The following is a 19094-nucleotide window of genomic DNA, read 5'->3' as shown; positions in this document are numbered from 1 at the left end:
GCCGCCCCCTGAAAACCGACCAAGGGAGGTTGCTCTTGCTTCCGATGATTCAAGGGCTTTTCAGTCTGACGGGCGAACCCCCGCGATTCGACATGCGCTTCGCCCAAGGATTGAAGCGCATCGACTGCCCGGGCGGCACGCTCGCCGTCGCGCTGAGCGTGTCGGTCTCGCAGTCCTCCGACATGGTCTGCGCAGCGTGGGGCACGCCGCGTTTCCGGGACCCCGCCCTCGCCCGCATCGCGCTCGCCGAAGGCGCGGCCGTCGCGTGGCTGCGCGCGTTCGCATCGTCCCGGGCACGCGCACCCGGGGGCGTCGCCGGGCGGTTCGCGGTTGTCATGATCGACGCGGTGCACGGTCGCTGCCTTGCCGCAGTCGATCGCTTCGGTTCGCTTCCCTTCTGCTACGCGCGGGACGGGGGCATCTTCGCCTTTTCGGATCGTGCGGACCGCGTCCCGGGGCCGGCGCGGGCCGTCGGCAATCAGGCAATCTTCGATTACCTGTTTTTCCATCACATCCCCGCACCCGAGACGATTTTCACCGACGTCCGTCGCCTTTCTGCGGCCCATTCGCTGAGCGCGGAACGAAGCGCGGTGAACACGGGGCCGTATTGGCAGCCGGTATTCGACGAACCGCGAAGCGGCGATTTTCCGTCGCTGAAGCGGGAGTTTCTCGAACTCGTCGAGCAGGCGGTCGCCCGTGAAGCCGTGGACCGAAACGTCGGTGCGTTCCTGTCAGGCGGGACCGACAGTTCGACGGTGTCCGGCATGCTTTGCCGGGTCCTCGGCAAGCCGCCTCGTACGTATTCAATCGGCTTCGACGCGAACGGCTATGACGAGATGGAATATGCGCGCATCGCGGCACGCCATTTCGGCCTGGACCACCGGGAATATTATGTCACGCCGGACGACCTGCTCGTTGCGATACCGAAAGTCGCCGCCCATTTCGATCAGCCGTTCGGAAACTCCTCAGCCGTCCCGGGGTGGATCTGCGCGCAGCGCGCGCATGCCGATGGCGTCGACAAGATGCTCGCCGGCGACGGCGGCGACGAGCTCTTCGGCGGAAACTCTCGCTATGCGAAGCAGCGGATTTTCAGCTGGTACGACCTCGTGCCGGGCGCCCTGAGCAAACACGTCATCGAGCCCGCACTGGCGCTTCCCGGCATCGACCGACTGCCGCTCGCCCGGAAGGGCGCGAGCTACATCGAGCAGGCACGCATACCGCTGCCCGACCGGACCGAGATGTACAACCTTCTCCACCGCCTCGGCATCGACTCGATATTCACGCCCGACTTCCTCGCCGGGATCGACATCGAGCACCCCGCGAAGATCCAACGGCAGACCTGGTCCGACGTTCGCGCGCACACGCTCATCAATCGCATGCTCGCGTTCGACTGGAAATACACGCTGGCCGACAACGACCTGCCCAAGGTCGTCGGCACGACACAACTGGCCGGCCTCGACGTCGGCTTCCCATTCCTGTCGGATGAGCTGGTCGATTTCTCGCTGCGCCTGCCACCCGAATGGAAACTCAAAGGACTGACGCTGCGCTGGTTCTTCAAGGAAGCGCTGAAGGGTTTCCTGCCCGACGAGATCATCGCGAAGAAGAAGCACGGGTTCGGGTTGCCGTTCGGGGTGTGGGCGACCTCGCATCCGGGGCTTCATGATCTTGCGGCCGCCGCGGTAAAGGGTTTCGCGCAACGCCGGATCGTCCGCCCCGAGTTCGCCCGGAAACTCCTCGACGAGTTGCTGCCGGCGCATCCTGCTTATTACGGGGAAATGGTGTGGATTTTGATGGTGCTCGAACACTGGCTCGAGGCGCATGAGGCGTCGCTGAGTCACCTCTCACCGCGTGCTCGCGAGCCCCTCGTATCTGCGCCGACGAGGCTCTGAACGGCGGAGGCATCAGTTTCACCGCCGAAACCTCACATGCTTTCACGTCACATCCGGCGCGTGCTCGAGACCGGTTCATGGGCGCGTAGGGCGAGTTGTCGCAGCACTAGCGCTCCCTCCCGGCAACGCATGCTCCGGGTGACACACTGCGCAGCCGCGGTCCGAATATTGGAGACACGACCATATGTCCGTTTTCGATCTGCCCCTCCAGCTGATGCGGCTTTCGAAGCGCTATCTCGACTTTTCGAACCAGATCGCGGTCGACTTCGAATGGCATCGCAGACAGGGCGGCCTTGGCCTCGGCCCGTTGTCGGCGCGCCTGATCGAGCAGACCCGCCTTCTGAAAAGCAGCGCGATCTGTGCTGAGGACTACTACCACCTCGGGCTGTATCGAGGCGAACTGAGCTTCGAGCAGAAGCGTAGCTTCCTCGGCTCGTACCAGAAGTGGCGCTATTTCGACCGCATCAATCCGCCGGTCTACGACGTGCTCGCGCGCGACAAGGCCCTGTTCCACATCTTTGCCGATTCGCACGGGATTCCCACGCCCGAAACGCTCGCGACGACCGCACCTGGTACGAAGCCGTACTTCGGGCTTCGTCTCGACACGGCTGGCGCCGTCCGACAATTCCTTCAAGACCACCACGGGGAGGACCTTTTCTTCAAACCTGCCGACGGAAGTCTCGGGGAAGGCGCTCTCGCGGTCGGTCCAGACGGTTCATCGACGAGGGCGTGGATTGAACTGCCATCCCAAACCGCGACGGATGTCGAAGGCATCCTGCAGCACCTTACACCGGGCGGAAAACTTGGTCGATTTCTGGTGCAACGGAGGCTCAGGCCGCATCAGCTCTTTGCCGACATCGTGCCGCACGTCTGCCCCACTGTTCGCATCATGACGTTGTGTACCGAGCGGGGAGTCGAGTTCCTTGGCGCAGCAGTGCGGATCGGCAGCGGCCGTAGCGCGACCGATAACGTCGCGGGAGGCGGTCTCATCGCTCCTATCACCATGAGAACCGGTCTGTTGCAGCGGGCATACTGCCTAGACGATGGCATTCCGAAGCCTACCGACGTTCATCCACTAACCGGCGCATCGCTGCCGCGGGTCGAGACCCCGGAGTGGGGGAAGATTCAGACGCTGGTGGCGGAGAGTGCTCAACGCTTCAACTTTCTGCCGTGCATTGGCTGGGATATCGGGATCACCGACGGCGGGCCGGTCGTTATTGAGATCAACACTCGCCCGCGATGCGTGTCCGTACAGACCGCAGCCCCCCACGGTCTGCTTCAGGGACCACTTGGCCGCGAACTTGCGAAGACGGCGGGCCGGCTCGGCAACGGCCTTTCGATCGACCCGCGCCACGCCCAGAGCGACCCTCAACCGGCCTGACGAATCCGCGGCAGCAGATCGTCCTGCTGGGGGCGATGGTCCGGTTCCCGCAGTGTTACGCCCGACAGCAGGACACCCTGTACGGGCTCGATGAATTTCCGCAGCTCGGTTTCGAGCACGCCCTTTTCGTTCAGTTTCTGCAAGGAAAGCAGGCCTGACATCGAGTTCGTTTCGAGAATCAGCGGGCCGTCTTGGGTGACGACGATGTCCCAACCGAGATAGGGCGACGCCGGGAAATTGCTCGCCGCGCTCTTCGCGAGCGCCACAATCTCGGTCCAGAACGGGATCTTGCGTCCGGCAACCTCAACTCGGGTCCGGTGATGCGAGGAGCGAAAGATCGTGCGGCCGTCGACCGTATGCGCGCCTTTCGAGAGCTTTCCAGTCGCGAGGTCGATGAGAAAAACGATACCCCCGCTCCCCGCGTTGTCGGCCGGAAAATTGCCGTCACCGAAGCGCACGAGCGCACCGGTAACATGGACCTTGTCGCCATCGAGCAGGGTCATTACCCGTATGGTGGGACAGACATGGGGGACAACGTCCGCAATAGCGGTGTGTGGCACCAATCGGCGCTGGACGAGCCAACATCCGCCCCTCACCTTGCCGAGCTGCGCCACAACTTCATCGAGCGTCATCTCCGCTTCATCCGGCAGTCGCATCCAGCTTTCAGGCGATAGCCGCCGTCCGAGCGACAGCGCGCCGCGCCCTTTGCTACCAGCGTCGGTCTTAAAGAAGAGCTCCGCGGTATCCGGCTGCAGCATAAACGCCTCAAGTTCGCCAGAAGAGTGCAGGCATTGCCAAGGCAGCGTTCGGCATCCGGGCGCATAGACCGCAAGCGGAGCGACGGTCGGAATGGAGATATAGTCAAGACTGGTGTATGACCAGATCCTGATAGAAGGGCTTGATGAGGCGGCGTGCCTCTGCTGAGAATTGAGTTGTCGAGACCAAATTTTCAGCAACCACGGAGGCGCGCCTTGAAGAAGGATACGAGTGAGCAGTCGGTTGAGCAATCGGAAGTGGGGCTGTCGCTGGAGGAGCTGATCCGGCGCGGCGCGCGGGATCTCATCGAGCGGGCGATTGAAGTGGAGGTGCAGCAGTTGTTGGCCGAGTACGAGAACGTGCGGATGCTGGGCGGGAGCCGAGCGGTGGTCAGAAATGGCTACCTGCCGGCACGCGAGGTGCTCACGGCGGTCGGCAACGTCGAGGTGCGGGTACCCAAGGTGCGTGACCGCTCGGGCGCTGGGGTGAAGTTCAATTCCGCCTTGGTGCCGCCGTATGTTCGCCGCTCGGCGCGGGTGTCGGCGGCGTTGCCGTGGCTGTACCTGAAGGGCATCTCGACGGGCGACATGCGCGAGGCGCTCACCGTGCTGCTCGGCGATGAGGCCAAGGGCCTCTCCCCCAACGTGGTGAGCCGCCTGAAGGCCGAGTGGGCGAGCGACTACGCCGGCTGGATGAAGCGGGATTTGTCCGGCAGCCGCTACGTCTATTGGTGGGCCGACGGCGTGCACACCAGCCTGCGCGGCGAGGACGATGCCCGCCAGTGTCTGCTGGTCGTCATCGGCGTGCGGCTCGACGGCACCAAGGAACTGGTCACGATCGGCGACGGGCACCGCGAATCGAAGGCGTCCTGGCTCGAGTTGCTGCGCGACCTCAAGGCTCGTGGCCTCGAAGTCGGTCCGCGCCTGGCAGTAGGCGACGGGGCGCTGGGCTTCTGGGGGGCGCTCGACGAGCTCTACCCCGAAACCCGCCGGCAGCGCTGCTGGGTGCACAAGAGCGCCAACGTGCTCAACGCGCTGCCCAAGAGCCTGCAGGCCAAGGCGAAGGCGCAGCTCCACGAGATCTGGATGGCCCCGACGCGCGCCGCGGCCGTGAGCGCCTTCGAGCGCTTCGTCGAGAGCTACCAGGCGAAGTACCCGAAGGCGGCCGACAAGCTCGTCAGGGATCGCGACGCGCTGCTCGCCTTCTACGACTTCCCGGCCGAGCACTGGATTCACCTGCGCACGACCAACCCGATCGAGTCGACTTTCGCCACCGTGCGTCACCGCACTACCCGCACGAAGAACTGCGTGTCGCGCTCGAGCTTCCTCGGTCTCGCCTTCAAGCTCGTGCAGGAAGCCGAGAAATCCTGGCGGCGGATTCGCGGCGTTGAGCGCATTGCCGAACTGATGGGCGGCGTCGTCTTCAAGGACGGCGAACCCGTGAAAGACGAAGAGCACGAACAGCAGCGGCTCGCCGCCTGATCAGCCATGCCGGACGGGTCCATACACCAGAATTGACTTTAGCTCGTCGGAATGCCGAGGGCCTCGCAGTACAGATGGAATACGACCTTGTCGCGCGCAAGTGCTTCGTGGGCTTGGCTGTTTAGATATCGGAAGAGCCGGGGCAAGTCGAAATGTCCGACGTACTGCCGCTTGTCCGCCCACCTCCTGCGCGGATCAAAGAGATTGAGGTCGTAATAATTCTGGGCGGTGATGCCGTTATGGGCCTGGAGAATGAACTGTTCACACATGCGCCGTGGCAACGACAACAGATCACCACGCGACTGGTCGACGTGCATCGGAAAGCCCTTCGCCCACGCAATAGCGATCCGTGCGTAGCACTTCGCGACGTTCCACCTCTGCAGATTAATTCTCATCACCTCCTCCCATCGGAATCCTCGGCGGACGCGCACCTTGCGGAGTCATTCGGCCGCTGATTACGTCCGTTCCTGGAAACACCAGTGCCAAGGCTCGAACACAAGTCCGTAGTCGTTGTCTTGTGGATACGACATTGCAAAACCATAGATGCCCGCATGCTCGCATAGCCATGCGAATGCCGAAGTGTGCTCGAACGGAGTCCCTCGAGGGATCGGCTCGAAGTCCAGCGCGCGGCCGCTGTGATGCTCGCTGTAGCCTGGCGCGGCAATCCACGTGAGCAATTCGTCAATCTGCTTTCCGCATCGCAGGTACTTGCGGAGCAGCACGGCTTGGTCATCGATACTGCGAAACGCCCAGCGCACCGCTAGCGTAATGCCCGCCTCTGCGGCCGCAGCCTTCATCCGGCCCCACTGCTCGCACGTCTCCGGCGTCATGTGATGAAGGGCGCCGGCGAGCCCGCAAGCGACCGCTACTGTCTCGCGCGCTTCGGGGTGGAACGGCAGGCCCCGCCGAACGTAATGCGCGGGCACCCCGAGCCGCCGATGCAGTACTGCGATCCGCCGCTCGTCCCGGCTGCCGCTTGCCGCCGCGGCTTCGACTTTGACGCTAGCCAGCCACAAGCGGCGTCCGGCGGCGTCCGCGATGGCGCGGAAGTACTTTCCGGTAACCATCCAGCCCTCTCGCGCGCTCAAACCGTTGACGATAACTCGCCGCACCCCTTGTCAGCGTCAGCACCGCCGCCCGTATTGAAGAGTTCCCGCGACGACCCCGGCGGCCCCCCGATAAGTTCAAGCACCTGTTTGGCGGCGCAACCGACGCCCAGTGCAAGCGGCGCTTCATCGGTGGCAGAATACTTCGTGAGCACGAGGTTCCGCGCGGCCTGCCGCTCGCCCTCCTTTCGCACGCCGACCCGCACCCGTGCAAACGATCCCGTTCCGAGCGCGGCGATGACTGATCGAACACCCTTATGCCCCGCATCACCGCCGTCGCGCTTGATGCGCACGTCCCCGAGCATCAGATCCATGTCGTCGTGAACGAGTATGCAGCGGCGCACGTCCACTCCCGTCCGCTCCAGGAAATCGCGGACCTTTGGGCCACACTGGTTGATTGCGCCGGAAGGCTTCAAAAGCTTCACACCAAGGCCCTCCACAACGATTGAGCAGACGTGCCCCTCGCCCTCCTCGATCCACTGCTTCCCCGCGCTACGGACAAGTTCATCCAGCACGCCTCGCCCCACGTTATGCGGCGTGCCATCGAACTGCACGCCCGCGTTGCCGAGTCCAACGACCGCTACCACCGATTCCTCCTCTGAAGAAGCAGCGCGGGTGAATAAGCGTCGGCTAACAGGCTCGGGGGGACCGGAGGCAAACGCAGGATCGCGCAATTTCGGGCACCGCTCGCACAACGTTCCACGGCGACAGCGATCGTCCCAGCACAACACCCGCTCTGTGCGGTCCAGGATAAGCCGGGTGAGGTGATCAGCCTTGTGCGAACCCTTTACAAGCACAAGGTCGCCGGCGCCAAGCGCGGCGTGCAGATGCTCAGCTGCCGCACGTATATCGGGAAAGGCGAGAATTGAAAGATCGTCGGGCTTGCTTCGAGCCTTGAGTGCGCGCAATGCATGCGGACCGACGAATATCGCGAGATCGGCCACTTCCCGGACCTGCCGTGCAATTTTCGGGTAAAGCTTCGAAGCGGACAGTGAATAATCGGAGAGCGTTCCGATGATCGCGACCTTTCGCTCGGCCCGGGCTTCGCGCAAGAAATCGAGCGGAGCCTGGAAAGACCACACGGGCGCCTTCCAATCGTCGCGGATGAATACAGCGTCGTTATCGGCACTCATGATCTCCATGCGGGCTGGAGTAATCGGCACCTTCGCCAGTGCCGCGATCGCCGTCTCCATCGGCACGCCCGCCGCCAATCCGACACAGAGAGCGATCAGAACAGAAGGAGCCTGATGTGTGCCGTGCAGCGCGGTGGCGATCTCGTAGATCCGGCCTGCATAGTCGACCGTCAGTGTCAGCGGCTCGGGATAGCGCGAGCGCGCCTCGCGCAGCCGGACCGTAGCGCCCTCGCGTTGCCCGAACCAGATGACCCGCCGCCCGCAGCTTTCACCGATCGCGCGTACCAGCGGATCATCGATATTGAGCACGGCAATGCCGTCGGGCGGCAGGGCCGAAACCACTTTGCCCTTTTCTGCCGCAATGGCCTCCACGCTCTTGTACCGCGTGAAGTGGTCACGTGCGACCAGCGTCAGGACCGCGATCCGCGGACGGACCATTCTCAGCGAGCGGTCGAGATAGCCCGGTCGGGGCGCGCCCATTTCGACCACGCTGAATCGGTGCCGCCGAGTGGTGCCGAGCACGGTCTCGGCGACGCCGAAATGATCGTTCGTCGACACACTACTCATCTGGCACGGACCGAGCACTTGCAGCACGGCTGCGGCCAAATCCTTCGCGCCAGTCTTGCCAGCACTGCCGGTAATAGCAACGAAGGTCACCGCGTCGAGTCGCGGCCGCATGATAGAGACTCGGCCAAAGGCGCTCCACCTTGCTGCGCGCCATTTCAGGGCCGGGACCAGGCCACGCACATGTTTCAAGACACCCCGCACAAGACGCCTCATCCGCTGCCCCCTCCATCCCGCACCGCGCTATTCGATTATTGTCCGGACTGCCTCAAACTCACGCCGAGGACCAAGACAGCCGATACCTCCCACCGGCCGTCCGTCGAGCGCTGACCAGCGATCATCGTAATGGAGCATCAACCACGCATGTTCGCCCGATGTGGTGCAGCGTGCCGGCCCCATCTCCCCTGGACATGATTGAAACATATCAGGAAAATTCGGGCGGTGATCTACCGCGCTTCATGGAAATGAGCTACCGGGTGGTAATCCGTCGGGCCGGAAATCCTGCCTTTTCCTCCCGTCTTTGGTACTAACTTTTTAGAAAGTATTGTCCGCGGCATGAGACGATACGCGCATGAAATGCAAACGCTCCTCCGACGGTCGCGCCATCGATCATCATTCCTTACAGGTCATGCGCCAGCAGGCGATCAAGGCCCTGCGTGAGGGTCAATCGGCTGCCTCCGTTGCGGCCGCGTTCGGCGTCAATGTGCGCAGCGTCTACCGCTGGCTGGCCGACTTCGCCCATGGCGCGCAGAATGCGCTGCTCGCCAAGCCCATTTCCGGCCGTCCGCCCAAGGTCAGTGAAGCTGTCCCCGTTTGATGGACGCCATCAAGGGCACTGCGGCAGCCAGTTATCCACTGGCGCGCGCGGCGCCTCATGCGCACGCAGAGCGCGCGGCGGTGGATAACTGGCGGTATCGACCGGTTGTGTGTGCTGTTGCTGCATGGCCCACCTCCGTTCGAATTGGACCGGACTGTCGTAGTCGAGTGCGCTGTGACGCCGCTCGGTGTTGTAGTAGCCGATGTATTCGGTCAGATCGTCGATCGCCTGCTGACGTGTGGCGTAGTGTTCGTCATAGACCCGTTCGACCTTCAGGGTGCCGTTGGCCGACTCCATCGGCGCGTTGTCGTAGCAGTTCGCGCGCCGGCTCATCGACACCGTGATGCCCCGATTCTTCAACACCTCGCGATAGTCGTGCGCGCAGTACTGGCTGCCGCGATCGGAGTGAGGTGGGCTGGAAAAAATGGAGTCCGACGTTTCGTAGAATTACACGAACGGAGGACACAGATGGAACGGATGCCCCGAGGGGTCTATACGCAGGCATTTCGAGAGCAGGCGGTCAAGCTGGCTGAGAGCGAAGGGCTGTCGATGAGAGAGGCCGCCAGGCGGCTGTCGATCCCGGTTGGCAGCCTGAAGAACTGGGTGAATGCGGCCCGGGCGGGCAAGCTGAAGGAAGTTGGCCAGGCTCAGAAGCCGCTGACGGATCTGGAGATGGAACTGGCCCGCGTGAGAAAGGAGCTGGCCGAGGTCAAGCTGGAGCGGGACCTGCTAAAAAAGTTTGCGGCCTATTTCGCGAAGGAGTCGCGGTGAAATACGGCCACATTGAATCGCTGCGACAACGCCATCCGGTGGCGGCCATGTGCCGGGTACTGAACGTCTCCGAGAGCGGCTACCACGCTTGGCGAAGGCGTCCGCCTTCGGCACGTGCTCGCGAAGAAGTTCGCCTCGAAACACAGATTGCAGCGGCGCACCAGCGCACGCGCGAGACCTGCGGGCCGCAGCGTCTTCAGGCGGATCTTTCGGATCACGGCGTCCAGGTAGGCCTCCACCGCATCAAGCGCATCCGCAAGAAGCTCGGATTGCGCTGCAAGCAAAAGCGCAAGTTCAAGGCGACGACGGATTCGAAACACAGTCTGCCGGTGGCGCCTAACCTGCTCGATCGCCAATTTGCCGTGACGGCCCCCAACAAGGCGTGGGTAACGGATATCACGTATGGGCACCTCGAATAACCCGAGGTTTTCAATGAACCCCGGTGCGACACGATGACCGCGACCGAATTCGGTTCAGTTCCTTCGGCAAATCACCGCTTCTTCCCGCGGTGTCGCTCAGTTTTTGCCTCGAATCGCCTCGGACATCGGCGATGCGGCCCATTTCGGGCGTCAGAAGGCCTCGATTCCGGCCTTCCTGAAATAGACCAGCCGCTTCAGGTTGTAGCAGGCAGCCATCATCGTCATCGCAAAGTTCGCCCGCGCCTGACCGATGGTGCGCAGCAGCTTGCCGCCCATCTGCTCGATGGCCCCGAACACGTGCTCGACCCGCGCACGCGTCTTGGCGATGCGTTTGTTGCGTCGCTGCTGGCACTCGGACAGCGGCTTGTTGCGCTTGCCCTTCCGCTGGATCTGGTTGCGAAAGCCGTTCTCCTTGAGCCTGGCTTCACGCTGCTCGGACGGGTAGCCCCGATCGGCATAGACATCGCGGCTCGTGTTGCGCGTGTCGAAGACGTTGTCAAAGTGCTGGCTGTCGTGCGTGCTGGCAGTATCGGTCTCGATTCGGCGGATGATCTTGTACTTCTTGTCGATGTTGATCGACAGCTTGTAGCCGAAGTAGCTCTTGCCGTGCTTCCTGGTCCAGGTCGCCTCAGTATCCTTCTGGCGCCGCTTCGCCGGGCGCCACGAGGCGGGCATTGCGCCTTGCTCGATCAGTTCCTTCTCGCCGCGGCGGTTGTGCTGCTTGGGCGCCGGCACCAGCGTCGCGTCGATGATCTGACCGCCGCGCGCGATGAACCCCTTCTTGAGCAGCTGCGTCGAGACCCCGTCGAACAAGGCCTTCGCCCCCGCTTCACCAATCCGGTTCTCGAAGGTCCACACCGTGGTGCGATCCGGAACGTTCGTCGCATTCGCCAGTCCGCAGAAGCGCTTGTAGCTCATGCGGTCGAGCAACTGGTACTCCATCTGCTCATCGGACAGGTTGTACAGACGCTTCAACACCAGGATGCGCACCATCGTCTCGGTCGGGTATGGCGGGCGCCCGCCCTGCGCACTCACGAGTCGCGGCGCAATCATATCGACCTCGGCCGCCAGCGCGGGAAAATCGATATGCGATTCGATCTCGACCAGCGGGTCACCCAGCGTGTCGATCTTCTTGCAGTGGGCATCAAAGGCAAACAGGTCGGTCTTGATGGCGCTGCGCGGTTTCATCGATGTCGGCTGTGGCGAGATTGAGGACGCTGTAATTTTACCAAGGGTGGGCGAGTCGAGGTTTTTCGAGGCGCCCTGAGGTACTCCGTGCGCCAGGAGATGCTGCGCCAGACGGCACGCCCTTTTGCCCCGATCTCCCGTGCCGATTCACGCAAGACGGATGCGACAGTTCGACCACGATTCGCAAGGTGCATCAGTGCCCCCAATACTTCGTTACTTGTTGAAAACGGCGGAAACCTGGCAAAAAGGACTTTTAATGATCCAGCATCGCTTTGAACACCCCGTGCCGAACCGAATGCCCCATGCGTTGAAACACCGGAATCGCGACATAGCTGTTCATTTCGAGCAGCAGAGGCCCCTGCTCTGTGATCGCGACATCCCACCCAAGACTACGGGCGTTCGTCAGATTGAGGTGCGCGCGAGCCGCCAGATCGAGTCCCTCGCGCCAGAACGGGACGGCAAAGCCGCGGATCGGTGCGCCTGACTCGGGGTGGCGCTCGTACGACTCCTTCCCGGGCCAGACGAACCCGGGGCCGAGCCGGCCGTTCTGTACGTCCATGTGCGAAGCGATGCCGCCAGCGCCGACGTTGTCGACGAGCGCAGTACCCTGGGCCATCTTTAGGATTACTGCCGGGAATTCGACGTCACCGGTTTTGGTCAGCACCGTGAGCACGCGGAGCGTGTTGACGGCCGACGCCGAAAACCTGCCGAGCTGCGGATGCTGCTTGATGTGCTCCTGAAAGATCAGGCCCTCGGGGTCGGACGCGACTTCGGCGAGGAAATCGCTGACGTGCACTTCCCCCTTGTTCTTCAGCGTCAGCGTCTCGCGCAGTGCGGACCAATCGATGAGAAGATCGAAGCCGTGCCCGTGTCCACCGCCGAACGGCTTGATCACGACCGGCTTTTCGTGCCTGTCGAGCATCGCGAACAGGGCCGCAGCCTCCCCGGAGAACGGACGTCCTTCGAGCATGCCGCGTTTGCCCGAGACAAAGCCGAACACTTCGGGCGTTGGCAACCCGAGTCCCTTGAAAAAACAGTACTGGTGCCACTTGTCGAAATTGACGACGCCCGTCTGTCGAGGATTCAGGATGCGCTCGATCCGGACATACTCCTTGACTGAGACGTAGTCGGGCGGAACGCCTTCGTACATCGAGAGCCGGTAGTATTCGGATGGGGTAATTCCTCTCGACACAATGACTGAAAGGTCGCGCAGAAGCTGAACGAAACTGCGCCCGGTTTCCAGCTTATTCGCCCTGGCGAACCTCAAATAATTAGACAGCTGACTGACTGCACTCATCCGGCCTCTCCCCACTTGAAGACTTTGGATCGAAAAAATGGTTTGCCGCGCAATTCCCACGGCGCCCGCAACCCGTCAGGTAATCGTTGCGCTTTGCTTTTCGGAAGTTCGGGCATCCCGGAGGCCTCTGCTCCGCGCCCTGTGCAGAAAGGACGCAATTCCGCCTCGGAGAAACGCCCGCCACTGCAACAGATAAAGCTTCCGGTCGCCGGGGTACAGCAGGTCCGACCGGATGCCTGGGTGGAGAAAACGCGCGAACCATCCTGCGACGCTGCGCAGCCGCTGCGCGAGCGGCAGCCGGCGGTCGCGCCACCGCGACATGACGTACCCGACCTCGAACGGCACCGTATAGCGCACCTGCATCCCCAGCGGAAATTCCTTTACCCGCCGCACCGTCGCCCGGTGGAACGTGTCGAGCAGTTGCGTCGGAAAGTCGACGCCGGCGTAGAGCGCGACGTGCAGCGCGCCCCAGAAGCGCGCGTTGAGCTCGATGAACCAGAAGCGGTCGCTGTCCGGGTCCCAGCGATATTCGAGCATCGCGATGCCTTCCCAGCCGAGATGGCGGATCTTGCGGCGCGCGTCCTCGATCATCGCGTCGTGCCACCAGCTGTCGCGCAGGGAGCAGAAGCCGCCGGTGTGCGGGACTTCGTGCAAGCAGCGGTTCATGAACTCCTGCCGGATCTCGCCCTGATGCACGAGGAAATACGCGCCGGTGCCCTGACCCGGCACAAAGCCCTGCACCAGCACCCGGCGGTAGCGCTCGCGCAGCCTGACGATGCGCTCGAGCGCTTCGTTTGCCGAATCGGCTCGGGCCACGATGTTGTCATTGCCGAGACGGGCGTCCGTCCCGTCGCCCTTGACGAAAATCGGGAGGCCGAGCGCCTCGGTCGGAAGCGGGTCGCCATCCTGAACGAACAGCGTGGGAGGAAGATGCGCGGCGGAATCCGGAGATTCGAGCAGGCGCAGCAGGACCGCCGGCTTGCTGAACGCCTCATAGACGAAGTCTTCATCGGGGCGAACCGGCAGCAACGGCGCGTAGCGGTCGAACACGGGGCGGATTGCCAGAAGGAAGGCTTCGCTCGGCACGATCGCCCGGATGTCGTGGTCCCGAGCGTAGTTGTCGAGCCAGATGAGGAATTGGGGGTCGTCATAGGCTGGGCAACGTGTCGACTTCGACGCGAAATTGGACGACAGCCCCAAGGCGTCCGCCCGGCTCGCGCAGGCATGCACGGGGTAGCCGGCCTTTCCCAGCGAGCGGACCACGCCGATCATGCCGATCGCGTGGACGTCCGGGACGAGGACAGGCAGGCGCGCACGTTGCGCGGGCGTCATTTCAAAGGAAGCTTCTGCCACGTGGTTCCACCGTATTGAAATATTCTTCGGGCGTCATCGTGCCGCGCCGGACCGCGCCGACGCGGCTTATTTCGTACAGGACTTCCGCACAACGAAAACCCGTCCGGGCAGCGACCGCCCGAGACGGCGCGTTATGGGACTCGATCGCGGTATAGATATGGCGAATGCCGGGCAGGCGCGCGGCATCAGAGACCCGCCGACGCATCGAGCGCTCGTGGAGGCCCGAGCCCCGCGCCGAAGGATGCGTGTAGGCGTTGAACAACACCGCCGTTCCGTCCGGAAAGTCGTAGCTCTGGGCGACGTACGGGAACTGGGCCCGCTCCTGCATCGGGACCAACCAGCCGTAGTGAAGGAGCACGCCGTCGCCGACTGCGGTGTAGAGCCGCAGGCCTGCGCCGATGCGCTCGCGCGCCTCGGCGATGAATGCTTCCGGCGATAGCCAGCGTTCCGTTTGGCGGAAATAGCGCAAATGTTCGAGGTTGTTGCAGTCGAATTCGTCGCCGGGATCTGCCTGGGGTGCCCGTTCGGCCTCGATTGCAAGCAACAATAGATAGCGGTCGCTCCACGCCCAGCGCAAGGCCGGGAGATTGGCCAGCTTGCGCCGCGCGCGCCGCGCCGTGTTCTTGATCAGCCGCTGCACAACGGCCTCAGCAATTCGCGCGCGCCCTTCCCGGTGGACACCTGAGCGCCAACGATATCGGGGTTCGAATTCGCCTCGATGATGACGATGCCGTCGTCGGAAAGCGCGAAATCCCACCCGAGGAACGGCAGCTCCCGGAACGCGTGCGCGGCGCGGCGCACCGCATCGCGGATCTCGCCCCACTGCGGCAGCGCTTCGCCGCGCACCGGCAAACCGGTGTCGGGATTGCAGTCGAACGACTCCAGGAGCCGCGGGAACCCGCCATTCCGCCGCCCCCATGCCGGGCCGAGCCGGCCGGTTTCGACATCGACGTTGGCGATCAGATTGCCGCTCGCACCCGCGGAAAAGTTGTCGTGCACATTGCCGAGCGAGGGAATGCGCATCAGCGCATACAGCACCCAGAACTCGCTTCCCTTGAGAAACGTGACGATCCGCAGCGTTCCGAGCGCCTTGCCCGAGCCGAGCCGCGCGACGTCTGGATGCGGGCGGACGAAGGACTGGACGAGGTAGTCGTCGCGCCGCATGTCGAAGTGCAACGAGTCGGCGAAAGGGACTGCGTCGATCGGCCGGCCTTCAATATCGAAAGGCTCGCCCGAGCGAAGCTCCACGAAGCGCACACCCGTCCCCATCGCGTCGCTGCGGGGCTTGAGGATCAGGCGGAGGCTGTCGTCGCCTGCGAAATGTCGCTGAACGTCGGAGAAACAGGTCAGCAACGGAAAGCCGTCAGCGTCGTGCGGCGAGCGCGATGACAGGACAGCGAGCAGCGGGGGCACCGGCAAGTTCGCCGACTGGCACTTTCGATGGAATGCGAGTTTGTCTTCGACCAGCGGTTTTCGGTCGCCGGGATTGATACGATTGAACCAGGCGGTGGTCTGCTTCTTGGTGCGGTAGGCGGAAACCCGGGAGAAAGGCCTGCGATGCAGGCCGTACAGACCGTACTCGGCGGCGGACAAGCCATAGAGCGCTTTTGCGCACAGCATCCGCAGCAGGACAAGATAGCGGTTGGCCGCGAGTTGCCCACCGACTTCGGCGGCCGTAGCGATGTAATTGGTCAATCCTCCCGTCCTGCGCACTGCCTCAGTCATGCTTCCGATCCTCCAATTGCCTGCAGCCCCCCAGCCCCGCCACCCGCCAGGTCACCGAGAGACGGCGGCCCTCGCCCACCCCTTCCACTGGCCGATGCCGGTGGAGTGGGGGTTTCCTGGCAACGACCGGCAGGGCCGGCGCGAGTTGCCTGTCTATGCAAGGCAGCCACGCTCACTCCGAACGCGACATGCAATAGCGATACGCCCATATCGTGGTGTCGTCAATCACCACCAGTACGTTGCGTGCGGCGTCGGCATACGCCAGCATGCGCTTTCCCGACGGCATCGGATCGCCCTCGGGTTTCAGCGCCGTCCATTTCGTCGCGTCGGGGTCGTAAGCCCAGACCTTTTTCTCCGCGAGGTCTACCAGCAGCCCGTGACCGCTCGCCGCGTCGTGGTAGAACGCGGTCCGGGCATCGTGCCCTCTTGGAGCCTCGGACCCCGTAGCCGAAAGGACGCGTGACCACGTGCGCGTCTTCGGATCGAAGTGAAAGGTGTTCCGTTTCCACTGTGCCACCACAATCTTTCGAACCGGGTCGTAGTAGCCGACCAGCTCCCGCCCCGGCGCCTGGGACGCGATGTCCTTCCCCCCCGAGTTCGCGTTCAGGTTGGTCCAAGCGCCCGGCTCGCTTCGATACAGCCACGTCGCGCGCATCTCCCAGTTGTTCATGTGCCAGATCGCGCCGTGCAGTTCGGGAACGTATTCGAGCATTGCCCCGAAAGGCGCCTTCGGCCACGGGCGCGCCGTTTCCACAAAATCCCACTTGCGAGCGTGCGGATCGAAGGCCCAGAGCGGCGGGCCGCGGAAACGTGCTCCCGGATCGCCACCGAGCATTTTGACGACGTCATCCTGTTTCGTGACCCAGGTGCTCATGAACAACATCCGCTTGCGCTCGGGATCGTACGTCAGGCCTGACCACGTGTGCCCTACCACCGCCGGGCCGCCGCGTTTCGTGACCAGGATGCCGTCACGAAACACAACGTCACTCGCGTCACTGCCGAGTCCGAGATAGCTGCGAGAGTTGTCCGGCTCGTACAGGAGCCGCCATTCCATCTGCGCAAGGTCGAATTCCCACACGTCGTTCAGGCGATGGGGTACGCCATGGTTGGCGCCGGCGAACAACGCGGTCTTGCGCTCGGGCGCCCAGACCATCTTGATCGAAAAATCCCGGCTGCGAGGCCCGGTGACGTTGAGCTTATGGCTGCGCGCCGTTTCGTTCAAGTGGCCAGTCACGCGGGCGCGCCCGAGCACGATCGCATGGTTCTCCCGCAACGCGGAGAGCGTCTCCGACGGATCGAGGGCACCTCCAGCGGCACTGAGCGGAGTGCAAAACACGGCGAACAAAGCGATGACGCTCTGCCAGCCCGTGATGCTGATACTCGACCGCGTGTGCGACATGGCAACCCTCACCCCAATTCATCCGGCGATCGTCATTACTCCGAGGTCGGAAATGCGTGTAAGAGAATTTAATGCAGAAGAAATGTACCTTGCCGAACCGAAACGACTAATTACAATGAAAACGCGTGTCACGCTAATGTTCGCGACACCAGCCGCTCGACTTCATCGAGGACGGCAGAATGCACTGCAGTGACGGATACCCGAGGTTTCACGGCGACGGATTCGGGGCCACAGGGAGGGCACTTGCATCCCGCACACTACTGGAGGCTGGCCCCAATGAAAATACCGCTTTCCGGCATCCCCGCCCCGCTGTCCTGCACCCTGACCCGGTCGTTGCGATCCCGCATGCCGGTCCTGCTGACGGCCCTCGCATACGTCGGTGCGCCGGACGCCGCTTTCGCTCAAACGCCGTATGCCATCGGGCCGTTGCAGGACATCGTCCTGGCAATGCCCGAAGGTTCATGGAGGCGCGTTAACGCGAACAACTTCTCGGATGTATGGACACCCGCGAGCCTGCGCCCACTGTATGGGTGGAGCAACCCGACGCCCTACAAGATCCTCGCCGCATGGAGCAGCTTCGCATGGGACACCAACCGGGGCGACCTGATCCTGTACGGCGGCGGGCACGCGAACTATTCGGGGAACGACGTCTATCGGTGGCGCTCCCGGACGTTGAAGTGGGAACGTGCGGCCCTACCCAGCCAGATCAAATATATCGGCTCGAGTGCCTATATGGCGATCGACGGCGCCGACGCGGCACCGGCGTCCGCGCACACTTATGACAACGCGGAGTTCCTGCCGGTCTTCGACCGCTATCTCAATTTCGGGGGTGCGATCTTCAACACAGGGAGCGCCTACGTCCGGCCCTCCGAAAGAGATCCGACGCTACGCAGAAGGACCGGCCCCTACTTGTTCAATCCCGCGTTGTCGCACCCGATGAAGGTCGGCGGAACGACCGGCTCGCACGTCAAGCGCGTCGCACCCTACCCTGAGGTGGTTGGCGGGAACATGTGGGAGAACCGTGACCTTCCCTGGTATCTCGCCGGACAGACGCTGCCCAGTTCCCATGTGAACGGCTGTACCGCGTACAGTTACGAGTCACCCTATTACGACGTGGTTTACGTCGGTGCTCGCTCCGGTGGCAGTACCGCATTACATCTATACCGCTACCAATTCACCGATATCGACGCGCCTTGGCTGGACGAGGTCGAGAAGGTCGGGACTTACTGGTCCAGTCCTACTGGGAAAACGACTTGCGCGCATGATCCGGTGTCCAACATCGTACTGCGGACCGGATCGAACACCAGCCCATTCTTCTTCTGGGACTTGAATACCGCGAGCGCGTCGAATCGCGAGAAACGCGTTTCCGTGTCCGGCTCGGTAGCGACCTTTGTTAACAGCCTCAACGCGGCAGGAATCAACCTCAATAATTGCGGGATGGATTACAACTGGGCACACGGGAATTTCGCGATCTGGTGCGGAGCCGGAAACATATGGGTAGTGGACCCGCCGGAGCCGCTCTCGACCACGGGCTGGAAGGTCACCCGACAGCCCGCTCCCAGTGGGAGCGTGCCCCCCAAGACCGTGGGCACTGGCATACTCGGCAAGTGGAAGTTCGTCGAAGGATTCGACGTATTCGTCGGCGTTGAAAACTCGACCCTCGGCAACGTGTGGATCTATAAACCGATCACTCCGTAGCGGGTTAAAGGGACGCTTTCGAGAGTGCGGCCCGGCCCCGCGAGGCCGGGCCCTTCCCCGACGTTGCCTCGATGTGCCTGGCGACTCATCCGGCGCGCCTGCCCCGTTTGCACACGC

The 19094-nt window shown here is 63.0% G+C and carries 15 protein-coding genes and 2 pseudogenes; 6 read left to right on the top strand and 11 right to left on the bottom strand.

From position 1 onward, the window contains the following. The first annotated feature begins 44 nt into the window (after positions 1 to 44). Positions 45 to 1889 (top strand): asparagine synthetase B family protein, encoded by a 1845-nt coding sequence (locus tag GO608_RS06565; protein ID WP_211159441.1) that lies wholly within the window; start codon positions 45 to 47, stop codon positions 1887 to 1889. A gap of 184 nt (positions 1890 to 2073) precedes the next feature. Continuing rightward, a complete protein-coding gene (locus GO608_RS06560) occupies positions 2074 to 3270 on the top strand; it encodes a sugar-transfer associated ATP-grasp domain-containing protein (protein WP_169199057.1) in 1197 nt (398 codons plus the stop codon). Here GO608_RS06560 and GO608_RS06555 read toward each other — a convergent pair. Beyond that, positions 3258 to 4226 (bottom strand): sugar-transfer associated ATP-grasp domain-containing protein, encoded by a 969-nt coding sequence (locus GO608_RS06555; protein WP_281505709.1) that lies wholly within the window; start codon positions 4224 to 4226, stop codon positions 3258 to 3260. The genes GO608_RS06560 and GO608_RS06555 overlap by 13 nt on opposite strands. 15 nt (positions 4227 to 4241) lie before the next feature. On the opposite strand from GO608_RS06555, the gene GO608_RS06550 reads away from it, so the two are divergent. Continuing rightward, positions 4242 to 5507 carry an IS256-like element ISAzo34 family transposase gene (locus tag GO608_RS06550; RefSeq protein WP_169200659.1) on the top strand — a complete coding sequence of 422 codons (1266 nt, stop codon included), beginning with the start codon at positions 4242 to 4244 and terminating at the stop codon, positions 5505 to 5507. 38 nt (positions 5508 to 5545) lie between these two features. Here GO608_RS06550 and GO608_RS06545 read toward each other — a convergent pair whose 3' ends face one another. Genes GO608_RS06545 through pth form a run of 3 tightly spaced genes read right to left on the bottom strand, consistent with a single transcriptional unit; the run spans position 5546 to position 8424 of the window. After that, a complete protein-coding gene (locus GO608_RS06545) occupies positions 5546 to 5902 on the bottom strand; it encodes a hypothetical protein (protein ID WP_169200604.1) in 357 nt (118 codons plus the stop codon). A gap of 60 nt (positions 5903 to 5962) precedes the next feature. Further along, complete coding sequence (locus GO608_RS06540) at positions 5963 to 6574, bottom strand: D-alanyl-D-alanine carboxypeptidase family protein (RefSeq protein ID WP_169200603.1); 612 nt, start codon at positions 6572 to 6574, stop codon at positions 5963 to 5965. A gap of 17 nt (positions 6575 to 6591) precedes the next feature. After that, positions 6592 to 8424, bottom strand: coding sequence for an aminoacyl-tRNA hydrolase (pth, locus tag GO608_RS06535; RefSeq protein WP_169200602.1), 1833 nt, complete (start codon positions 8422 to 8424; stop codon positions 6592 to 6594). 457 nt (positions 8425 to 8881) lie between these two features. Between pth and GO608_RS06530 the strand changes: the two are divergent. Further along, positions 8882 to 9109: pseudogene (locus GO608_RS06530) on the top strand (helix-turn-helix domain-containing protein); the annotation flags it as partial. A 27-nt stretch (positions 9110 to 9136) separates the two neighbouring features. On the opposite strand, the gene GO608_RS06525 reads toward GO608_RS06530, so the two are convergent. Further along, positions 9137 to 9490: an integrase core domain-containing protein gene (locus tag GO608_RS06525; RefSeq protein WP_169200601.1), complete on the bottom strand. Its 354-nt coding sequence runs from the start codon at positions 9488 to 9490 to the stop codon at positions 9137 to 9139. 105 nt (positions 9491 to 9595) lie between these two features. Here GO608_RS06525 and GO608_RS06520 point away from each other — a divergent pair. Beyond that, positions 9596 to 10302 (top strand): annotated as a pseudogene (locus GO608_RS06520) (IS3 family transposase); the annotation flags it as partial. 165 nt (positions 10303 to 10467) lie between these two features. Here GO608_RS06520 and GO608_RS06515 read toward each other — a convergent pair. The 6 genes from GO608_RS06515 to GO608_RS06490 form a co-directional block, all read right to left on the bottom strand. Beyond that, the gene (locus GO608_RS06515; protein WP_247002679.1) at positions 10468 to 11505 is read right to left on the bottom strand and encodes an IS5 family transposase; all 1038 of its coding nucleotides are present in this window, start codon (positions 11503 to 11505) and stop codon (positions 10468 to 10470) included. Positions 11506 to 11758: 253 nt separating this feature from the next. After that, complete coding sequence (locus tag GO608_RS06510) at positions 11759 to 12655, bottom strand: sugar-transfer associated ATP-grasp domain-containing protein (protein ID WP_247002909.1); 897 nt, start codon at positions 12653 to 12655, stop codon at positions 11759 to 11761. Between the two features lie 222 nt (positions 12656 to 12877). Beyond that, on the bottom strand, positions 12878 to 14134 hold the full coding sequence (locus GO608_RS06505) for an ATP-grasp domain-containing protein (protein ID WP_169198844.1): 1257 nt from the start codon (positions 14132 to 14134) through the stop codon (positions 12878 to 12880). Position 14135: 1 nt separating this feature from the next. Further along, positions 14136 to 14795, bottom strand: coding sequence for a GNAT family N-acetyltransferase (locus GO608_RS06500; protein WP_169198843.1), 660 nt, complete (start codon positions 14793 to 14795; stop codon positions 14136 to 14138). Next, the gene (locus GO608_RS06495) at positions 14783 to 15850 is read right to left on the bottom strand and encodes a sugar-transfer associated ATP-grasp domain-containing protein (protein WP_169198842.1); all 1068 of its coding nucleotides are present in this window, start codon (positions 15848 to 15850) and stop codon (positions 14783 to 14785) included. The genes GO608_RS06500 and GO608_RS06495 overlap by 13 nt, the downstream gene beginning before the upstream one ends. Before the next feature lie 202 nt (positions 15851 to 16052). Beyond that, positions 16053 to 17279, bottom strand: coding sequence for a hypothetical protein (locus tag GO608_RS06490; RefSeq protein WP_169198841.1), 1227 nt, complete (start codon positions 17277 to 17279; stop codon positions 16053 to 16055). Between the two features lie 276 nt (positions 17280 to 17555). On the opposite strand from GO608_RS06490, the gene GO608_RS06485 reads away from it, so the two are divergent. Then, on the top strand, positions 17556 to 18977 hold the full coding sequence (locus tag GO608_RS06485) for a hypothetical protein (RefSeq protein WP_169198840.1): 1422 nt from the start codon (positions 17556 to 17558) through the stop codon (positions 18975 to 18977). Positions 18978 to 19094: the final 117 nt, after the last annotated feature.

Source organism: Aromatoleum buckelii, from assembly GCF_012910785.2.
Taxonomy (GTDB): Bacteria; Pseudomonadota; Gammaproteobacteria; order Burkholderiales; family Rhodocyclaceae; genus Aromatoleum; species Aromatoleum buckelii.
The sequence above is the reverse complement of the archived record's forward strand: the minus strand, read 5'-3'. Positions and strand labels throughout refer to the sequence as shown.